The 15,896-nt window shown below is 57.7% G+C and carries 14 protein-coding genes; 11 read left to right on the top strand and 3 right to left on the bottom strand.

Annotation, left to right across the window (positions count from 1 at the left end; genetic code table 11):
* The first annotated feature begins 50 nt into the window (after nt 1-50).
* From nuoK to K5845_RS08260, 11 genes are all read left to right on the top strand, one after another.
* A complete protein-coding gene (gene nuoK, locus K5845_RS08310) occupies nt 51-359 on the top strand; it encodes an NADH-quinone oxidoreductase subunit NuoK (protein ID WP_046478828.1) in 309 nt (102 codons plus the stop codon).
* Between the two features lie 28 nt (nt 360-387).
* Nucleotides 388-2,349: an NADH-quinone oxidoreductase subunit L gene (gene nuoL / locus K5845_RS08305; protein ID WP_090229178.1), complete on the top strand. Its 1,962-nt coding sequence runs from the start codon at nt 388-390 to the stop codon at nt 2,347-2,349.
* Between the two features lie 2 nt (nt 2,350-2,351).
* Nucleotides 2,352-3,851, top strand: coding sequence for an NADH-quinone oxidoreductase subunit M (locus tag K5845_RS08300; RefSeq protein ID WP_046480530.1), 1,500 nt, complete (start codon nt 2,352-2,354; stop codon nt 3,849-3,851).
* A gap of 16 nt (nt 3,852-3,867) precedes the next feature.
* Nucleotides 3,868-5,322: an NADH-quinone oxidoreductase subunit NuoN gene (gene nuoN, locus K5845_RS08295; protein WP_046478823.1), complete on the top strand. Its 1,455-nt coding sequence runs from the start codon at nt 3,868-3,870 to the stop codon at nt 5,320-5,322.
* Nucleotides 5,323-5,339: 17 nt separating this feature from the next.
* The gene (locus K5845_RS08290) at nt 5,340-6,101 is read left to right on the top strand and encodes a biotin--[acetyl-CoA-carboxylase] ligase (RefSeq protein ID WP_287958775.1); all 762 of its coding nucleotides are present in this window, start codon (nt 5,340-5,342) and stop codon (nt 6,099-6,101) included.
* 75 nt (nt 6,102-6,176) lie between these two features.
* Nucleotides 6,177-7,886, top strand: a complete 1,710-nt coding sequence (locus tag K5845_RS08285) for a ribonuclease J (protein ID WP_090229181.1) — start codon at nt 6,177-6,179, stop codon at nt 7,884-7,886.
* Between the two features lie 32 nt (nt 7,887-7,918).
* On the top strand, nt 7,919-8,323 hold the full coding sequence (gene mce, locus K5845_RS08280) for a methylmalonyl-CoA epimerase (RefSeq protein ID WP_287958774.1): 405 nt from the start codon (nt 7,919-7,921) through the stop codon (nt 8,321-8,323).
* 84 nt (nt 8,324-8,407) lie between these two features.
* On the top strand, nt 8,408-8,677 hold the full coding sequence (locus tag K5845_RS08275) for a DUF1467 family protein (protein ID WP_046478812.1): 270 nt from the start codon (nt 8,408-8,410) through the stop codon (nt 8,675-8,677).
* Between the two features lie 558 nt (nt 8,678-9,235).
* Nucleotides 9,236-10,582, top strand: a complete 1,347-nt coding sequence (gene proS / locus K5845_RS08270) for a proline--tRNA ligase (RefSeq protein ID WP_046478808.1) — start codon at nt 9,236-9,238, stop codon at nt 10,580-10,582.
* Nucleotides 10,583-10,620: 38 nt separating this feature from the next.
* Nucleotides 10,621-11,904, top strand: coding sequence for a lipoprotein-releasing ABC transporter permease subunit (locus K5845_RS08265; protein ID WP_046478807.1), 1,284 nt, complete (start codon nt 10,621-10,623; stop codon nt 11,902-11,904).
* 11 nt (nt 11,905-11,915) lie between these two features.
* Nucleotides 11,916-12,629, top strand: coding sequence for an ABC transporter ATP-binding protein (locus K5845_RS08260; RefSeq protein WP_076605337.1), 714 nt, complete (start codon nt 11,916-11,918; stop codon nt 12,627-12,629).
* A gap of 88 nt (nt 12,630-12,717) precedes the next feature.
* Here the strand turns inward: K5845_RS08260 and K5845_RS08255 are convergent, their stop codons facing one another.
* From K5845_RS08255 to K5845_RS08245, 3 genes are read right to left on the bottom strand one after another with little or no spacing between them, the layout of a single operon-like run.
* Complete coding sequence (locus tag K5845_RS08255) at nt 12,718-14,040, bottom strand: TRAP transporter large permease (protein WP_287958773.1); 1,323 nt, start codon at nt 14,038-14,040, stop codon at nt 12,718-12,720.
* Nucleotides 14,030-14,581: a TRAP transporter small permease subunit gene (locus K5845_RS08250; protein ID WP_046478800.1), complete on the bottom strand. Its 552-nt coding sequence runs from the start codon at nt 14,579-14,581 to the stop codon at nt 14,030-14,032. Before K5845_RS08250 ends, K5845_RS08255 begins: the two co-directional genes overlap by 11 nt.
* Nucleotides 14,582-14,602: 21 nt before the next feature.
* Nucleotides 14,603-15,691 carry a TRAP transporter substrate-binding protein gene (locus K5845_RS08245; protein WP_046478798.1) on the bottom strand — a complete coding sequence of 363 codons (1,089 nt, stop codon included), beginning with the start codon at nt 15,689-15,691 and terminating at the stop codon, nt 14,603-14,605.
* Nucleotides 15,692-15,896: the final 205 nt, after the last annotated feature.

Genomic DNA, 15,896 nt, shown 5'->3' with positions numbered 1-15,896 from the left:
GCCGCACTTCATCAGGCCCCGCCATGTGCGCGGGTTGAGGGGGAATTGAGATGGATATCGGCATCGGGCATTACCTGACGGTTGCCGCGTGTTTATTCACGCTCGGCATCTTTGGAATCTTCCTCAACCGCAAGAACGTCATCGTCATTTTGATGTCGGTCGAGCTGATGCTCCTGGCGGTCAACGTCAACCTGGTCGCGTTTTCTCATTTCTTAGGTGATCTGGTCGGCCAGGTGTTCGCTCTGTTCGTCCTGACCGTGGCGGCGGCCGAAAGTGCCATCGGCCTTGCCATCATCGTCGTCTACTTCCGCAATCGCGGCTCCATCGCCGTCGAAGACATCAACATGATGAAGGGCTAGCAGCCCGCGCTGCTAGGAGCCGGCCTCCATGATTTATCTTGCCATCGTCTTTCTGCCGATTGTTGGCGCGCTGATTGCCGGGCTATTTGGGCGCTTTATCGGAGCGCGGGCCTCGGAATTCATCACGACCGGCTTGCTCATCATCGCCACCGTTCTCTCGTGGGTTGCTTTTGTGCGCGTTGGCTTCGATGCCGAGACGGCCCGCGTCCCGGTTATGCGATGGATCACCTCCGGTGAACTCGACATCGCGTGGTCGTTACGCATCGATACCTTGACGGCCGTCATGCTGGTTGTGGTGACGACTGTGTCTGCACTCGTGCATGTTTACTCCATCGGCTATATGCACGAAGATCCTAGCCGCTCTCGCTTCTTCGCTTACCTGTCGCTCTTTACCTTCGCGATGCTCATGCTCGTGACCAGCGACAACCTGCTTCAGATGTTCTTTGGCTGGGAAGGCGTTGGCCTCGCCTCGTACTTGCTGATTGGGTTTTGGTACACGAAGCCGGAAGCGAATGCCGCCGCTATCAAGGCTTTTGTCGTGAACCGTGTCGGCGACTTCGGTTTCATGCTTGGCATGTTCGGCTTGTTCTTCGTCTTCAACACGCTGAACTTCGATCCGCTGTTTGAAGCGACCGCGCAGGCCGCCGGCAAATCGTTCAACTTCCTCGGGTACGAGGTCGATATTCTGACGACGCTGTGCCTGCTGCTGTTCATGGGAGCCATGGGTAAGTCGGCGCAGTTCCTGCTGCACACCTGGCTGCCGGACGCGATGGAAGGCCCAACTCCAGTTTCCGCCCTGATCCACGCAGCAACGATGGTAACCGCCGGTGTCTTCATGGTCGCCCGGCTATCACCCATTTTCGAGTATGCACCCACTGCGCTCGAGGTCGTGACGCTGGTTGGGACCGTTACCGCATTCTTCGCAGCTACCGTCGGCCTCGTTCAAAACGATATCAAGCGGGTCATCGCTTATTCGACGTGTTCTCAGCTGGGCTACATGTTTGCAGCCTTGGGCGTCGGGGCCTATAGCGTCGGCATCTTCCACCTGTTCACCCATGCTTTCTTCAAAGCTTTGCTCTTCCTCGGAGCCGGGTCCGTGATCCACGCAATGCATCACGAGCAGGACATGCGGAACATGGGTGGCCTCGCCGGCAAAATTCCCATCACCTGGGCAATGATGCTGATCGGCACGCTGGCTTTGACCGGTGTTGGTATTCCGCATGTGGCTGGGTTCGCAGGCTTCCACTCAAAGGATGCCATCATCGAGGCAACCTTCGCCGCGCACACGCCTGGCAACTTCGTCTTCTGGGTGCTCGTGTTCACGGCCTTCCTGACCGCGTTCTACTCGTGGCGGCTCGTCTTTATGACATTCCACGGCAAAACGCGCGCCGCGCCTGACGTCTTCAAGCATGCCCACGAAAGCCCTTGGGTCATGCTCGTGCCGTTGTTCGTTTTGGCCTTTGGTGCCGTTGTCGCAGGCTTTGTGTTCGCGCCCTACTTCATCGGGGAAAGCTACGCTGAGTTCTGGGGCAAGGCGCTTTTCACCGCTCCCTCAAATCACATTCTTCACGACATGCATCACGTCGAAGAGTGGGTCTACTGGGCACCGTTCCTGGCCATGGCTTCAGGCTTTGCGCTGTCATGGATCTTCTACGTCCAGGCTCCCTGGCTGCCCGAAGCGACGGCACGCACATTCCGCCCGATCTACCTGTTCCTGCTGAATAAGTGGTACTTCGACGAACTCTATAACTGGCTGTTTGTCAGGAGCGCCAAAGGTCTGGGCCGCTTCCTTTGGAAGGCGGGCGATGGCGCCGTCATTGATGGCACCATCAATGGCACGGCCGACAGCGTGCAATGGACAACGGGACGCGTCGTCAAACTGCAAAGCGGCTACATCTATCACTATGCGTTCGCCATGCTGATCGGCGTCGCGCTGATCCTGACCTACTTCCTGCGCAGCCTCGTGATGACAGGTGGAGCTGGCCAATGAATCTGACCACTACGCCGATCCTATCGATCATCACCTTCCTGCCGCTGCTTGGCGTTTTATGCATCGCATTCTTGCCAAGCACACCGGCGGGCGATCGCAATGCCCGTTGGATCGCGCTTTACGCGACGCTGTTCACCTTCGTTATATCATTGTTGATCTGGCTCAACTTCGATCCAACGACGGCTGATTTCCAGTTCGTGGAAGAGCACGCGTGGCTCGGGCCCCTGCGCTACAAGATGGGTGTCGACGGTATTTCGATGCTGTTCGTCATCCTGACGACGTTCCTGATGCCGCTGTGCATTCTGGCGAGCTGGGAATCCGTCAACCACCGCGTCAAGGAATACATGATCGCGTTCCTGGTGCTTGAGACGTTGATGATCGGCGTCTTCTGCGCGCTGGATCTGATCCTGTTCTACCTGTTCTTCGAAGCCGGTCTCATCCCGATGTTCCTCATCATCGGCATCTGGGGCGGTAAGCGGCGCATCTACGCGAGTTTCAAGTTCTTCCTCTATACGTTGCTGGGCTCAGTGCTCATGCTGATCGCCATGCTGGCGATGTACTGGCAGGCCGGGACCACCGATATCCCGACCCTGATGCAGACAGAGTTCCCACGCGACATGCAGTGGTGGTTGTGGTTGGCGTTCTTCGCCTCGTTCGCGGTGAAGATGCCGATGTGGCCGGTCCACACCTGGTTGCCGGATGCGCACGTTGAAGCCCCGACTGCGGGTTCGGTCATCCTGGCGGCCATTCTGCTGAAGATGGGTGGCTACGGCTTCTTGCGCTTCTCGCTGCCGATGTTCCCGCTGGCAAGCCATGAGCTGGCTCCGCTCATCTTCGTCTTGTCCGTGACGGCCATCATCTACACGTCGCTCGTGGCACTCGCGCAGGAAGACATCAAGAAGCTCATCGCCTACTCCTCAGTGGCGCATATGGGCTTCGTGACCATGGGCATCTTCACGTTCACGCATCAGGGAATCGATGGCGCCATCTTCCAGATGCTCTCGCACGGCATTGTTTCGGCAGCGCTCTTCCTCTGCGTTGGCATCATCTACGACCGTATGCACACGCGCGAAATCGCAGCATACGGTGGACTTGCCGCGCGTATGCCCATCTACGCATTCTGCTTTATGGTCTTCACTATGGCCAACGTCGGTTTGCCGGGGACCTCTGGGTTCATTGGCGAATTCTTGACCATGCTCGGGGCGTTTCAAGCCAATACGTGGGTGGCGTTCCTTGCGGCGACGGGCATCATTCTGTCGGCGGGCTATGCGCTTTACCTCTACCGTCGTGTCGTGTTCGGGCCGCTCGAAAAGCAGTCGCTGATGAACATTGCGGATATGAAACCGCGTGAGATCGCCATCATTGCTCCGTTGGTCATCCTGACGATCTTCTTCGGCTTCTATCCGGCGCCACTGCTCGATGTTATGGCGGTGTCGGTGAAGAATCTCGTGATGAACTATCAAGCTGCTATCGGCCAGGCCGCAGCGGTCGCCGCGCAATAAGGGAAGGGACCAACGCATGTCCATATTGGTCGGTTACGCTCCGGTCCTGCCCGAGATCTTGCTAGCGGTTGGCGCGATGGCGCTGCTGATGCTGGGCGCCTTCGGTCCCGACAACGAAAAATCCGGCGAGCAGATCACGTGGCTGGCCCTCTTGCTGATCGTTGCCGCAGCGGCGCTTATAGTTCTGCAACCGCCCAAGACCGAGCAACTCTTCGAGGGAGCCTTTGTCGTTGACCGCTTCAGCAGGTTTATAAAACTGCTGGTGCTGTTGGGTTCGGCCGGCGCGCTCTTGCTGTCGGTGGATTACCTGAAGAAGAAACGACTGATGAAGTTCGAGTACGCGGTGCTCGTACTTCTCTCCACGGTCGGCATGATGATGATGGTTTCCGCCAACGACCTCATCGCGCTTTACCTTGGCCTCGAATTGCAGAGCATGGCGCTCTACGTTTTGGCGTCGATGCAGCGGGAAAATCTTCGGTCAAGTGAAGCGGGTTTGAAATATTTCGTCCTGGGCGCCCTGGCCTCCGGCATGCTGCTGTACGGCGCATCGTTGATCTACGGCTTCACAGGCTCGACGAGCTTCCCCGTCATCGCCGGAGTCGCCCAAGCCCACGATGCCGCTCAGAACGTCGGATTGATTGTGGGCCTCGTGTTTCTCCTTGTCGGTCTTGCCTTCAAGGTGTCTGCGGTTCCTTTCCATATGTGGACGCCCGACGTGTACGAAGGGGCGCCAACGCCTGTGACAGCGTTCTTCGCGAGCGCACCGAAGATCGCAGCAATGGCGCTTTTGATGCGCTCGCTGGGCGTAGCCTTCCCCGGTCTTGAACCGCAATGGCTCCAGATCATCTGGTTTGTCGCCATCGCGTCGATGTTGCTCGGCTCGTTCGCTGCGATCGGCCAGACAAACATCAAGCGGCTGATGGCCTATTCGTCGATTGGTCATGTCGGCTTTGCGCTCGTCGGTCTTGCCGCCGGAACGCATGAGGGAGCGCAAGCCGTTCTCATTTATCTTGTGATTTACATCGTGATGACGCTGGGAACGTTCGCATGCATTCTGTCGATGCGCCGCGGCGACGAGATGATCGAAGAAATTGATCAGCTATCGGGACTGGCCCAGACAAATCTGCCCATGGCTTTTACGCTGGGCATGCTCATGTTCTCGCTCGCTGGAATCCCGCCGCTCGCCGGTTTCTTTGCCAAGCTTTACGTGTTTAGCGCCGCCGTTCAGGCAGGGCTCTTCCCGCTCGCGGTCATTGGCGTTTTGGCGAGTGTCGTAGGTGCCTACTACTATATTCGCATTGTACTCATTATGTTCGTGAAGGACCCGGAAGAGAAATTCGCGCCGGTGTCCGGGAAGCTTGGCTTCGTAATGGCTGCGTCCTTAGTTTTCATCTTCGTATTTGCGACGCCATTTGTCGGCGGACTTATCGTTGACGCAGCTGGTGCGGCAGCTAAATCGCTGAGATTTTGACAAGTGCATTTGACGTAATGAGTGATCACTCTGAGTTCTTTGCTCCAGTTTTGCAGCTCGAAGAATGCGCCTCGACGAACGCCGAGGCTATGCGCCTCACCCTCGCTGGTGAGGCGGGCCCCTTTTGGGTTACCTCCGAAAAACAAACTGGCGGACGAGGTCGGCAGGGACGTACGTGGACATCGCCGCCCGGAAATCTCAGTGCGAGCCTCCTCATCAGGCTGGCCTGCGAGCCGATAACCGCCACTCAGCTCTCCCTTGTCGCCGGCCTCGCATTGCGGGAAGCCGTCGCAGAACAACCGGGCTTTGAGCGTGTAGCAGGCAACCTCAGGCTTAAGTGGCCGAATGACTTGCTGCTTGGAACGGCAAAATGTGCCGGGATATTGGTCGAGACCAGCGTGATCGAGGCGCGCCAGCTCGCTTGTGTGATTGGCTTCGGCGTTAACATTAAAGCCAGCCCCGAGGGGCTCGACCGGGCCGTGACATGCCTTTATGACCACGGGATGGTGACTGACAGCTCGGCCCTGCTTGCGAGCTTGGACGCCACGATGGGGCGGCGCATGGGGGATTGGAAATTAGGGCTTGGTTTTCCAGTCATTTGTGCGGAATGGCAGCGCTTCGCGGGGACACCTGGCGAGGCAATCTCCGTGAATGCCTCTGGAACCCGCTTTTCAGGCCGTTACGCCGGGTTGGATCTCGACGGGGCACTTTTGCTGAAGGAAGACGGCGGGACGATTCGCCGGATTGCATTTGGCGAGATTGTGGACGCTCTTGCCTAAACCCTCCGACTACCGGGAATTTCTCGGCCGACGAAATTGCCCATCCGACGAACTGAAAACAAAAAGAAGGCATTGATGGCGCGCAAACCCGCCAATGGCGAAGACGAACTCGTATTCTTAGCCCTCGGCGGGCTGGGCGAAATCGGTATGAACGCCTACCTGTACGGGGTCGGCGCAAAGAAGTCGCGCAAATGGCTGATGGTCGATCTGGGGATTACGTTTCCCGGAGAGGGCGAGCCGGGCGTTGATGTGGTGCTGCCGGATCTGCGTTTCATCGAAGCGCAGCGAGATGCGCTCGCTGGGATCGTTATCACGCACGCGCACGAAGACCACATTGGTGCCGTCATAGAGCTATGGCCGAGCCTTCAGGTCCCGATTTATGCAACGCCGTTCACAGTCGGAATGTTGCGCGCAAAGTTGGCGCAGTTCGGCGGACAAATGGCCATCGAGATTAACGAGATCCCGGTCGGCGGGCGCTTTCAGGCTGGCCCCTTTGACGTTGAGTTGGTCTCCATGGCCCACTCTATTCCGGAAACCTCCGGCCTGATTTTGCGCACATCCGTCGGCACGGCTTTGCACACGAGCGATTGGAAGATCGATCCCGAGCCTATGACGGGCGAACCAACCGATGCCGCGAAGCTCCAGGCTCTCGGAGCCGAGGGCGTCCACGCGATGATCTGCGATTCAACCAACGCCTTGCGGGAAGGGATCTCTCCTTCCGAAAGCAAGGTTGCGCGGTCGTTGACCGAAATCATCAAAAAGGCCACGCATCGCGTCGCTGTTACGACCTTCGCCTCGAATGTCGGTCGCGTCAAAGCCGTCGCCGAGGCAGCCACAGCATCCGGCCGACAACTCGTCGTCGCGGGCCGCGCCCTGCATCGCGTGATAGAGGTCGCGAAAGAAACCGGCTATCTGCCTGAGAAGCTGCAGTATCTGGATCAGCAGGAATTCAAATACATCGACCGCTCCGACGTCGTGTTGCTCCTGACCGGAAGCCAGGGAGAGTCCCGCGCGGCGATGGCGCGCGTAGCAGACAACGAACATCCAGATATACAACTCTCCAAGGGCGACCTGGTGATCTTCTCGTCCCGGAACATTCCCGGAAACGAAAAGGCAGTGGGCCGCATACAAAACAAGCTCGCGCAAATAGGTTGCGACGTGCTCACAGATAATGAAGCGCTCGTGCACGTTACGGGCCACCCACGCCGCGATGAACTCAAGCAGCTTTACAGCTGGATCAAACCGGAGGTGGCCGTGCCGATGCACGGAGAAGCACGCCATCTACGAGAGCACGCGCGCCTAGCAACCAACGCCGGCGTGCCGCAGGTTGTGAGCCCATTGAACGGCGATATCGTTCGGCTCGCACCGCAGCCAGCCGAGATCTTAGAGAACGTCCCAACCAGCCGACTCTATCGCGATGGCCGTTTGATCATTCCCGCTGAAGAAGGTCCCGTCCGCGAGCGCCGCAAGCTTTCTGTCGTTGGAATTGTGGTGGTATCGATCGCCTTGTCCCGTCGTGGCATCATGATTGGCGAAGCCGATCTCGCAATGGATGGTATCCCCTTCGTTACGGAGGATGGCGATGCTATGGAAGATGTTGCGCTCGATGCCGTCGATGCCACAATGGCCAGCATTCCGGTGGCAAGACGCAAGGACCACGAGATGGTCCGTGATGCGGTTCGCCGTGCGGTACGCTCCTCTATCTATGAGGAGTGGGGAAAGAAGCCGATCGTAAAAGTATTGCTACATGTGATCGACCAGCAGTCGGCGCCCCGCTCGAAATAACAAGCAACTTCAGAATTCAGGAGACTTCAAGAATGATCGGCCGTTTGAACCATGTGGCGATCGCTGTGCGCGATCTCGACGCGGCGGTATCCGTCTATCGCAATGCGCTAGGTGCCACTGTTTCCGAACCTACGGCCGAGCCTGACCACGGCGTAACGGTCGTCTTCGTGACACTGCCGAACACCAAGATCGAATTCTTGGAGCCGCTGGGCGAGACCTCGCCGATTGCCAAATTTCTAGAGCGCAATCCTGATGGTGGCATTCATCACGTTTGCTATGAAGTCGATGACATCATCGCTGCGCGAGACCAATTGAAAGCGCAAGGTGCGCGTGTGCTCGGTGACGGAGAGCCGAAAATTGGCGCACATGGTAAGCCGGTCTTGTTTCTGCACCCGAAAGACTTCTGCGGAACGCTGACCGAATTGGAGCAAGCGTAAGTCCTCGCGACAACGCCATAGGCCTCCCGCGTCGGACGCAGAGCCCGACAAGCGGCGAGCCAACGCACCTAAGGAACATGAAAAATGAACTTCACCCTCGGGGCGGCATTATACTTCATTATCTGGTGGTTGACGCTGTTTGCGGTGCTTCCCTTTGGCGTCCGGAGCCAAGATGAAGAAGGGGAGATTGTGCCAGGTACGCCGGAAAGTGCTCCAGCAAGGCCGCGAATGCTGCGGACTTTCCTCATCAACACGTTGGTTGCCGCCATCGTGTTTGCGATCGTCTGGGTCGTCATTACGTATCGGCTCATCGATGTTGGAATGCCGACGGCACCGGGCGCACGCCCCAGTTGAACGCTACGAACTTTGTGAACCGACGAGCAATAGACAACAAAAAAGGAGCCCGGTGTAAGCCGCTGCTCCTTTCTTGGTCGGCGGCTGAACCGCCTTTCTTATTAGGACCTCCCCCTGCTACACGAACAGGGTAACTGGAGTACATTGGAGCCAAACGAGTCGGCTCTAATGGTGCTTCTTCCCCTAGACTTGGGCGCTTACCGCTCGATACATCGGCTTCGACCCTTTTTCTTGACGGCCGGAACATAGCTCAGCTGCGGCCGACTGTCACGGTGGAAAGTGCAGAATCTGCAAAGAAAATTCGAAGCCGAGAAAACGGATTTTCGTGTCGCGAAAAGCTGGGACTGAGAACAGCATATAACCCTGCAGAACGCGGCATAAATCGCGGGCAGGATTGCAAGCTACACCAATCATGGTTATGAGCGGCACAGGTCGACGGCCGTATAGATTTGACGTTTGACGCATGAGGAGCGGGATCGTCTTCGTGCTTCCGTTGCTCCGAGCTGCCGCGATCCGCGAAACATCTGCGATCCCATCTTAGGAGACGAAACGCGCGTCATGCATCTTTCCCGTTATTTCCTTCCTGTTCTGCGAGACACGCCTAAGGAAGCGGAGATCGTCTCCCACCAGCTGATGCTACGCGCGGGCATGATCAAGCAGTCCGCCGCGGGGATCTATTCTTGGCTCCCTCTGGGGCTCAAGGTGCTCAAGAAGATTGAAGCGATTGTGCGCGAAGAACAAAACCGCGCAGGCGCTGTTGAAGTACTTATGCCGACGGTGCAATCGGCCGATCTCTGGCGCGAATCCGGGCGCTATGAGGCCTATGGGAAGGAGATGTTGCGCATCACCGATCGCCATGAGCGCGACATGCTGTATGGCCCGACTGCCGAAGAAGTGATCACCGCTATTTTTCGTGACAGCGTGAAGAGCTACCGCGACCTTCCCAAGAACCTTTACAACATCCAGTGGAAGTTCCGCGACGAGATCCGCCCCCGCTTTGGGGTGATGCGTGGTCGCGAGTTCCTTATGAAGGATGCCTATTCGTTCGATCTTACCGCGGAAGACGCGCGGCGCAGCTATCAGCGCATGTTCGTCGCTTACCTTCGCACGTTTGCCCGTATGGGACTGAAGGCAGTACCTATGGCCGCGGATACCGGCCCCATAGGCGGTGATTTGAGCCACGAGTTCATCATTCTCGCCGATACGGGTGAGAGCCAGGTCTTCTGCCATCGCGACCTCATCGAAGGCGCAATTCCCCCAGCGGATACCGACTTCCTGGGAGATCTGTCTCCGATCGTTGACGCCTGGACATCGCTTTACGCGGCGACCGATGAAATGCACGATGCGAAGCGCTTCGACACAGAAGTACCCGCAGAAAGCCAAGTTACGGCGCGGGGCATCGAGATCGGACACATCTTCTTCTTCGGCACGAAATACGCAGAGCCCATGGGCGCGCGTGTGCAGGGCCCGGACGGCCAGATGGTTACGCTCCAAATGGGGTCTTATGGCATTGGGGTGTCCCGTCTCGTCGGGGCGATTATCGAAGCAAGCCACGACGACGCAGGGATCGTTTGGCCTCTGCCTGTTGCACCGTTCGAAGTCGGGCTTCTCAACCTGCGCACCGGCGACGCGGCAACGGATGCGGCATGTGCAGATCTCTACGGGAAACTGCGCAACGCCGGCATCGATGTTCTATATGACGATACCGACGAACGCGCCGGGGCGAAATTTTCCACTATGGATATCATAGGCATACCGTATCAACTGATCGTCGGGCCTAAGGGCCTCAAAACGGGCGAACTTGAGGTTAAGGTGCGTGCCGACGGCACCCGTGAGACCGTTTCGCTCGAAGCTGGCCTTGCGCGCGTCATAGATCTGGTGCAGTCCGGGCGGGTTCTCTGCTAGGACGCAGCGGACAGACGGTAGCAACCAGAGGAAAGCGGATGGCAAACGTGAAGCAGACGTCGATACCTGACACGGCTCCGTTTGCGCCCTTCGAATGGATGTTGGCTTGGCGTTATCTGCGGGCCCGCCGTAAAGAAGGCTTTATCTCCGTTATCGCGGGTTTCTCCTTTATCGGCATTATGCTCGGCGTCGCCACGCTCATCATCGTGATGGCGGTCATGAACGGCTTCCGCGAGGATCTTTTCTCAAAAATCCTCGGGTTAAACGGTCACATCGTCGTGCTGAAAACCAATGAACCGTTCACCGACTACAATGATGTGGCAGCGCGGATCGAAAGGGTGCCCGGCGTACACCATGCGCTTCCCCTGGTTGAAGGCCAGGTCATGGTCTCCTCGCCGGCGCAAGCAACCGGCGGCTTGGTCCGCGGCATAACCGAAGATGGCGTCAAAGCCCTTAAGCTCATTTCCGACAACATCCAATTCGGAACGCTTGATGGCTTTGACCAAGCCCGCGGCATCGCCATAGGCACGCGCTTGGCAAACGCGCTGGGCGTGATGCTTGGCGACTCTATAACTCTCGTATCCCCGCGTGGCGCCACCACCCCGTTCGGGACTGCGCCGCGCACCAAGGCCTACAAGATCCAGGCCGTGTTCGAGATGGGCATGTCCGAATACGACCGCACGATGATCTTCATGCCGCTCGACGAGGCGCAGAAGTACTTCTCGCGAAACGGCGCTGCCGACGTTCTCGAAGTTGTTGTCGATAATCCCGAACGGGTTGGCGAATACGCGAATGCCATACGAGCGGCGGCCGGAGAGGGAGTGCAGGTCACAGACTGGCGGCAGCGCAATGCGTCCTTCTTCACCGTGCTCGAAGTCGAACGCAATGTCATGTTCATCATCTTGTCGCTGATCATCCTTGTCGCGGCGCTCAACATCATTTCCGGCATGATGATGCTGGTCAAAGACAAGGGACGAGATATCGCAATCTTGCGAACGATGGGGGCCAGCCGAGGCGCAATGATGCGCGTGTTCCTGATCACCGGCGCTTCGATTGGTATCGTGGGAACCTTCGCAGGATTGATTCTTGGCATTGTGTTCTGCGCGAACATCGAGGAGGTCCGTCAGTTCGTGGCTTGGATCACGAACACGCAGATCTTTGATCCGAGCGTCTATTACCTGACACGTTTGCCCGCCAGCATCGATGTTCATGAGACAATCTACATCGTGCTAATGGCGTTGGCGTTGTCGATCCTCGCGACGCTGTATCCATCATGGCGAGCCTCTACGCTCGATCCCGTCGAAGCCCTTCGTTACGAGTGAGGCAACCTACCGTGACTGAGGCACCCCGCATCCACCCCGTTCTTCAACTCGCAGATCTGCGGCGCCACTATCGTCAGGGCAACCGTGAGATCCGCGTGCTCGACGGTGCGAGTATCGAAATCTACCCCGGCCAAGCCGTCGCTCTCGTCGGTCCGTCCGGCGCGGGTAAATCGACGCTGCTACATGTCGCCGGCCTGTTGGAGACACCGGATTCAGGTCACGTCCTTATTGGAGGGCGCGACTGTTCGAAGCTTTCGGATCGTGAACGGACGCGCGTGCGCCGGCATGAGATGGGGTTCGTGTACCAGTTCCACCAACTGCTGCCAGAGTTCTCCGCGGTCGAAAACGTCGTTATTCCGCAATTGATCCTGGGCACGTCACGGCGGCAAGCCAATCACCGCGCCAGTGAATTGCTAAGCAACATGGGGCTCGCGGAACGTCTGCATCATAGGCCGGCGGAATTGTCGGGTGGCGAACAGCAACGCACAGCCATCTGCCGTGCGCTCGCCAATGCGCCGCGCCTGCTTCTTGCTGATGAGCCGACTGGCAACCTCGATCCGAAAACGTCGGATCATGTATTTGAATCGCTGATTGATCTGATCCGCCGCACTGGCGTTTCCGCGCTCATCGCGACGCACAATCTACAATTGGCCGCGAGTATGGATCGTGTTGTGCGATTGGCCGACGGCCATCTCGTGGAAATGACGCCGGGTCAACTCGTCTGACCGTCAATGCGTTCGAGGGGAATGAAACCGAGAGGAATGAAACCGAAACGGGCAGCGAATTTCGCTGCCCGTTTGCGTTTGGTGAGCGCTACCAACCAATGGCATTCGGTAGCCACGTGGCAATGCCCGGAAAGAAGAACAGCATGCTGAGCCCGACCAACTGAATCATGATGAAGGGCACAACGCCTCTATAGATGTCCCCAGTGATGATTTCTGGAGGTGCGACCCCTTTCAGGAAGAAGAGTGCCCATCCGAAAGGTGGGGTCAGGAACGACGTCTGCAGGTTGACCGCAACCAGGATTGCGATCCAGGTCATGTCCACGCCGGCAGATGCGAAGATCGGGAGGAACATCGGCAGCGCGATGTAAGAAATCTCGATCCACTCAAGGAAGAAGCCGAGCACGAACAGGATCAGCATCAAGAACAGGATCTGACCTTCAAGACCGCCTGGGACGAAGGCGAACATCTCCTGGACCATGTGCTCGCCCCCAAGCCCGCGGAAGGACAGGCTGAAAGGCTGAGAACAAATCAGGATGAAGAACACCATGGCGCTCGTCGACAGCGTCGCACGAGAGACTTGACGTAACACATTCCAGGAAAGCCGCCCGGATGCCAACGCGAGCAAAGCGCTGCCAAACGCACCGAGCGAAGCTGCTTCCGTTGGGGCGGCGACCCCGCCGATAATCGAGCCAAGGACCGCTATGACGAGACCAATCGGCGGGAGGACGACTTTCACCAATCGTTTCGCGAGCTCACCTCTCGAGAGAGCCTGGCGTTCGTCTTGCGGGATGGCCGGGACTGTCTTGGGAGCCAGTAGTCCCAGCCCGAGAACGTAGAGCACGAAGAGGCCGGAAAGCAGCAGCCCAGGAAAGAGAGCAGCGGCAAACAAAGTGCCGACAGATTCCCCCATAATGTCGGCAAGCAGAATGAGAACGAGACTAGGAGGGATGATCTGGCCGAGCGTGCCGGATGCGCAAATGACGCCGCAGGAAACCCCGTGATCGTAGCCGCGCTTGATGAGCGGACGCAACGCGATCAGGCCGGCCGTTACAACAGTCGCACCGACGATGCCGGACGAAGCCCCCATGAGCACGCCCACGAGAATGATGGCGAGCGCCATTCCCCCCCGCAGCCCGCCCATCGCGAGCCCTATCGTCTCTAACAAGTCCTCCGCTAACCGGGATTTTTCGAGCATCACCCCCATGAAGATAAATAACGGCAGAGCGAGCAGCGTATAATTCGTAACGACGCCGTAGACCCGTGCCGGCAGGAGGTTGAAGAGGCCCGGACCGAAGCCGAGATAACCGCAAACCAATCCGGAAACAGCAAGACTGATCCCAACTGGAATCCCTGTGATGAGCAGCAGGAAGAACCCACCGACCATCAACATGGCCAAAACGTCATTTTCCATTTGGGGAAACACTCGCTTGTTGTGCGCCACTCTTCCCGGCATCGAGGAAAGCAACAAGGGCTCGGGCCGTCTGCACGATCGCTTGCAGCGCAAGCAATACAAATCCGACCGTTAGAAACGCCTTGAGAATGTAGCGGTAAGGTAGCCCACCCGGATCAGGAGATCCCTCCTGGAAGGAATAGCTCTGCGCCACATAAGCCAGAGAGAGGTAGGCGAAAACGAGAGCGATGAAAAACGTCAGAACACCTGCCAGCACATCGACGGCAGCTTTCATCCTCGGGCCGTAGTCTGCGTAGAGAATATCAACGCGGACTTCATCTCCCCTGTTGATCCCGTATGACATACCGATCAGAGCAGTAACCGCCATGATGTGCCATTCGAGTTCTTGTGAAGCCACAGTGCCGACCGCGAAGCCGTAGCGCAGGAGCACGTTGAAGGCGACCAACAGAACCAGTCCAAGGACTAGCCATGCGGTCACCCTGCCGGCCAGACCGACAAAACTGTCGATCCGGCCGACGGCGGACATGAGCGTTGTTCGCATGAGAGCAATTTCGCCCCGGAGCTATTCGAGAGAGTCGTGGTACGGCTTCTCGCTGAGGTTTGACCAGGAACGATGTTTCGCCCGGAAGGCCATGAATGCATCGTGAACTTTCTTCGTACGCGGATCCTTGGCGGCTTCTTCGTCCAAGACCTTGAAGGTAATTTCACGAAGCTTCGTCACGACATCTGGCGGGAGAACGTCCGCCTTCACACCATGGTTCTTGACGAGATCCTCAAGCGCATCGGCGTTGTTGGCTTCAGACCAGGCATAGCTTTCCAGGTTGCAAGCCATAGCCGCCGTCTTGACGATTTGCTGGAGGTCTGGTGGCAGCGACTCCCAAGCCTTGAGGCTGATAAGGAGTTCCGTAACGTTGGAAGGCTCATGCCAGCCCGTCGTGTAGTAGTACTTCGCTGCGTTCTGCAGTCCCAGTCGGCGATCCTGAAACGGTCCGACGAACTCGGCAGCATCGATAACGCCGCGCTCCAGAGCCGGGAAGATTTCGCCACCCGGCAACAGCTTCACATCGACGCCAAGCTCCTTGTAGACCTTCCCCGCAAGGCCCGGGATACGCATCTTGAGGCCCTTGAAGTCGTCGACCGACTTGATCGGATTGCGGAACCAGCCGGTCATCTGCAAGCCCGTGTTCCCCATCGGGAACGCGATAAGACCGAGCGGTTTGTACAATTCGTGCCAGAGCTCCAGACCGCCGCCGTGATAGAGCCATGCATTCACGCCTGAAAAGTTCAGGCCGAATGGGACGGTCGTAAAGTACTGAGCAGCGAACAGTTTGCCGGCCCAGAAGTAGGCGTTGGCGGCATTCATTTCGACGGTGCCGGCCTGGACTGCATCGAAACCTTCAAGAGCAGGGATCAACTCACCGGCTGCAAAGTGCTGGATTTTGAGGCGGCCACCTGACATTGTCTCGACCTTCTTACAGAAGTCGGTCGGACTGCCCGGCCCTACTGTGTAGAAAGGCGCTCCCGGTGGGTACGCGTTCGTCATCTTAAAGCTGAACGAGCTCTGTGCCCTCGCGATCGCTGGTGCGGCGACGACTGCAGCGGTGCTTGCAGACGTCACACCGGCGGCCTTTAGAAAATCCCGTCGTTTCATAGCAATCCTCCTACCCGTGTTGCGGACCCAAACATGCTAGCAACTGCCATGCCAGTGAATAACCAATTGAATCCGCGCCAGTTTTGCATTCGGCAGAATAACTCGCTGCTCGATCGAAGGTCACAATGCTTAGAGATTGATCAGTCCGTATCCTGCCTAGTCCGGTTCAGGTCTGATGGTGCCTGATTAATGTGCAGACAACGGA

Origin of the sequence: Filomicrobium sp. (genome assembly GCF_025698805.1) — a bacterium.
Classification (GTDB): Bacteria; Pseudomonadota; Alphaproteobacteria; order Rhizobiales; family Hyphomicrobiaceae; genus Filomicrobium; species Filomicrobium insigne.
Note: the sequence above shows the minus strand (reverse complement) of the source record. Positions and strands in the feature narration are given on the sequence as shown.

Excerpts from the sequence above, each read along its gene's own strand:
- nuoK (WP_046478828.1), top strand. The coding sequence starts at position 51 with ATGGATATCGGCATCGGGCATTACCTGACGGTTGCCGCGTGTTTATTC.
- nuoL (WP_090229178.1), top strand. The coding sequence starts at position 388 with ATGATTTATCTTGCCATCGTCTTTCTGCCGATTGTTGGCGCGCTGATT.
- nuoN (WP_046478823.1), top strand. The coding sequence starts at position 3,868 with ATGTCCATATTGGTCGGTTACGCTCCGGTCCTGCCCGAGATCTTGCTA.
- K5845_RS08290 (WP_287958775.1), top strand. The coding sequence starts at position 5,340 with ATGAGTGATCACTCTGAGTTCTTTGCTCCAGTTTTGCAGCTCGAAGAA.
- K5845_RS08285 (WP_090229181.1), top strand. The coding sequence starts at position 6,177 with ATGGCGCGCAAACCCGCCAATGGCGAAGACGAACTCGTATTCTTAGCC.
- mce (WP_287958774.1), top strand. The coding sequence starts at position 7,919 with ATGATCGGCCGTTTGAACCATGTGGCGATCGCTGTGCGCGATCTCGAC.
- K5845_RS08275 (WP_046478812.1), top strand. The coding sequence starts at position 8,408 with ATGAACTTCACCCTCGGGGCGGCATTATACTTCATTATCTGGTGGTTG.
- proS (WP_046478808.1), top strand. The coding sequence starts at position 9,236 with ATGCATCTTTCCCGTTATTTCCTTCCTGTTCTGCGAGACACGCCTAAG.
- K5845_RS08265 (WP_046478807.1), top strand. The coding sequence starts at position 10,621 with ATGGCAAACGTGAAGCAGACGTCGATACCTGACACGGCTCCGTTTGCG.
- K5845_RS08255 (WP_287958773.1), bottom strand. The coding sequence starts at position 14,040 with ATGGAAAATGACGTTTTGGCCATGTTGATGGTCGGTGGGTTCTTCCTG.
- K5845_RS08250 (WP_046478800.1), bottom strand. The coding sequence starts at position 14,581 with ATGCGAACAACGCTCATGTCCGCCGTCGGCCGGATCGACAGTTTTGTC.
- K5845_RS08245 (WP_046478798.1), bottom strand. The coding sequence starts at position 15,691 with ATGAAACGACGGGATTTTCTAAAGGCCGCCGGTGTGACGTCTGCAAGC.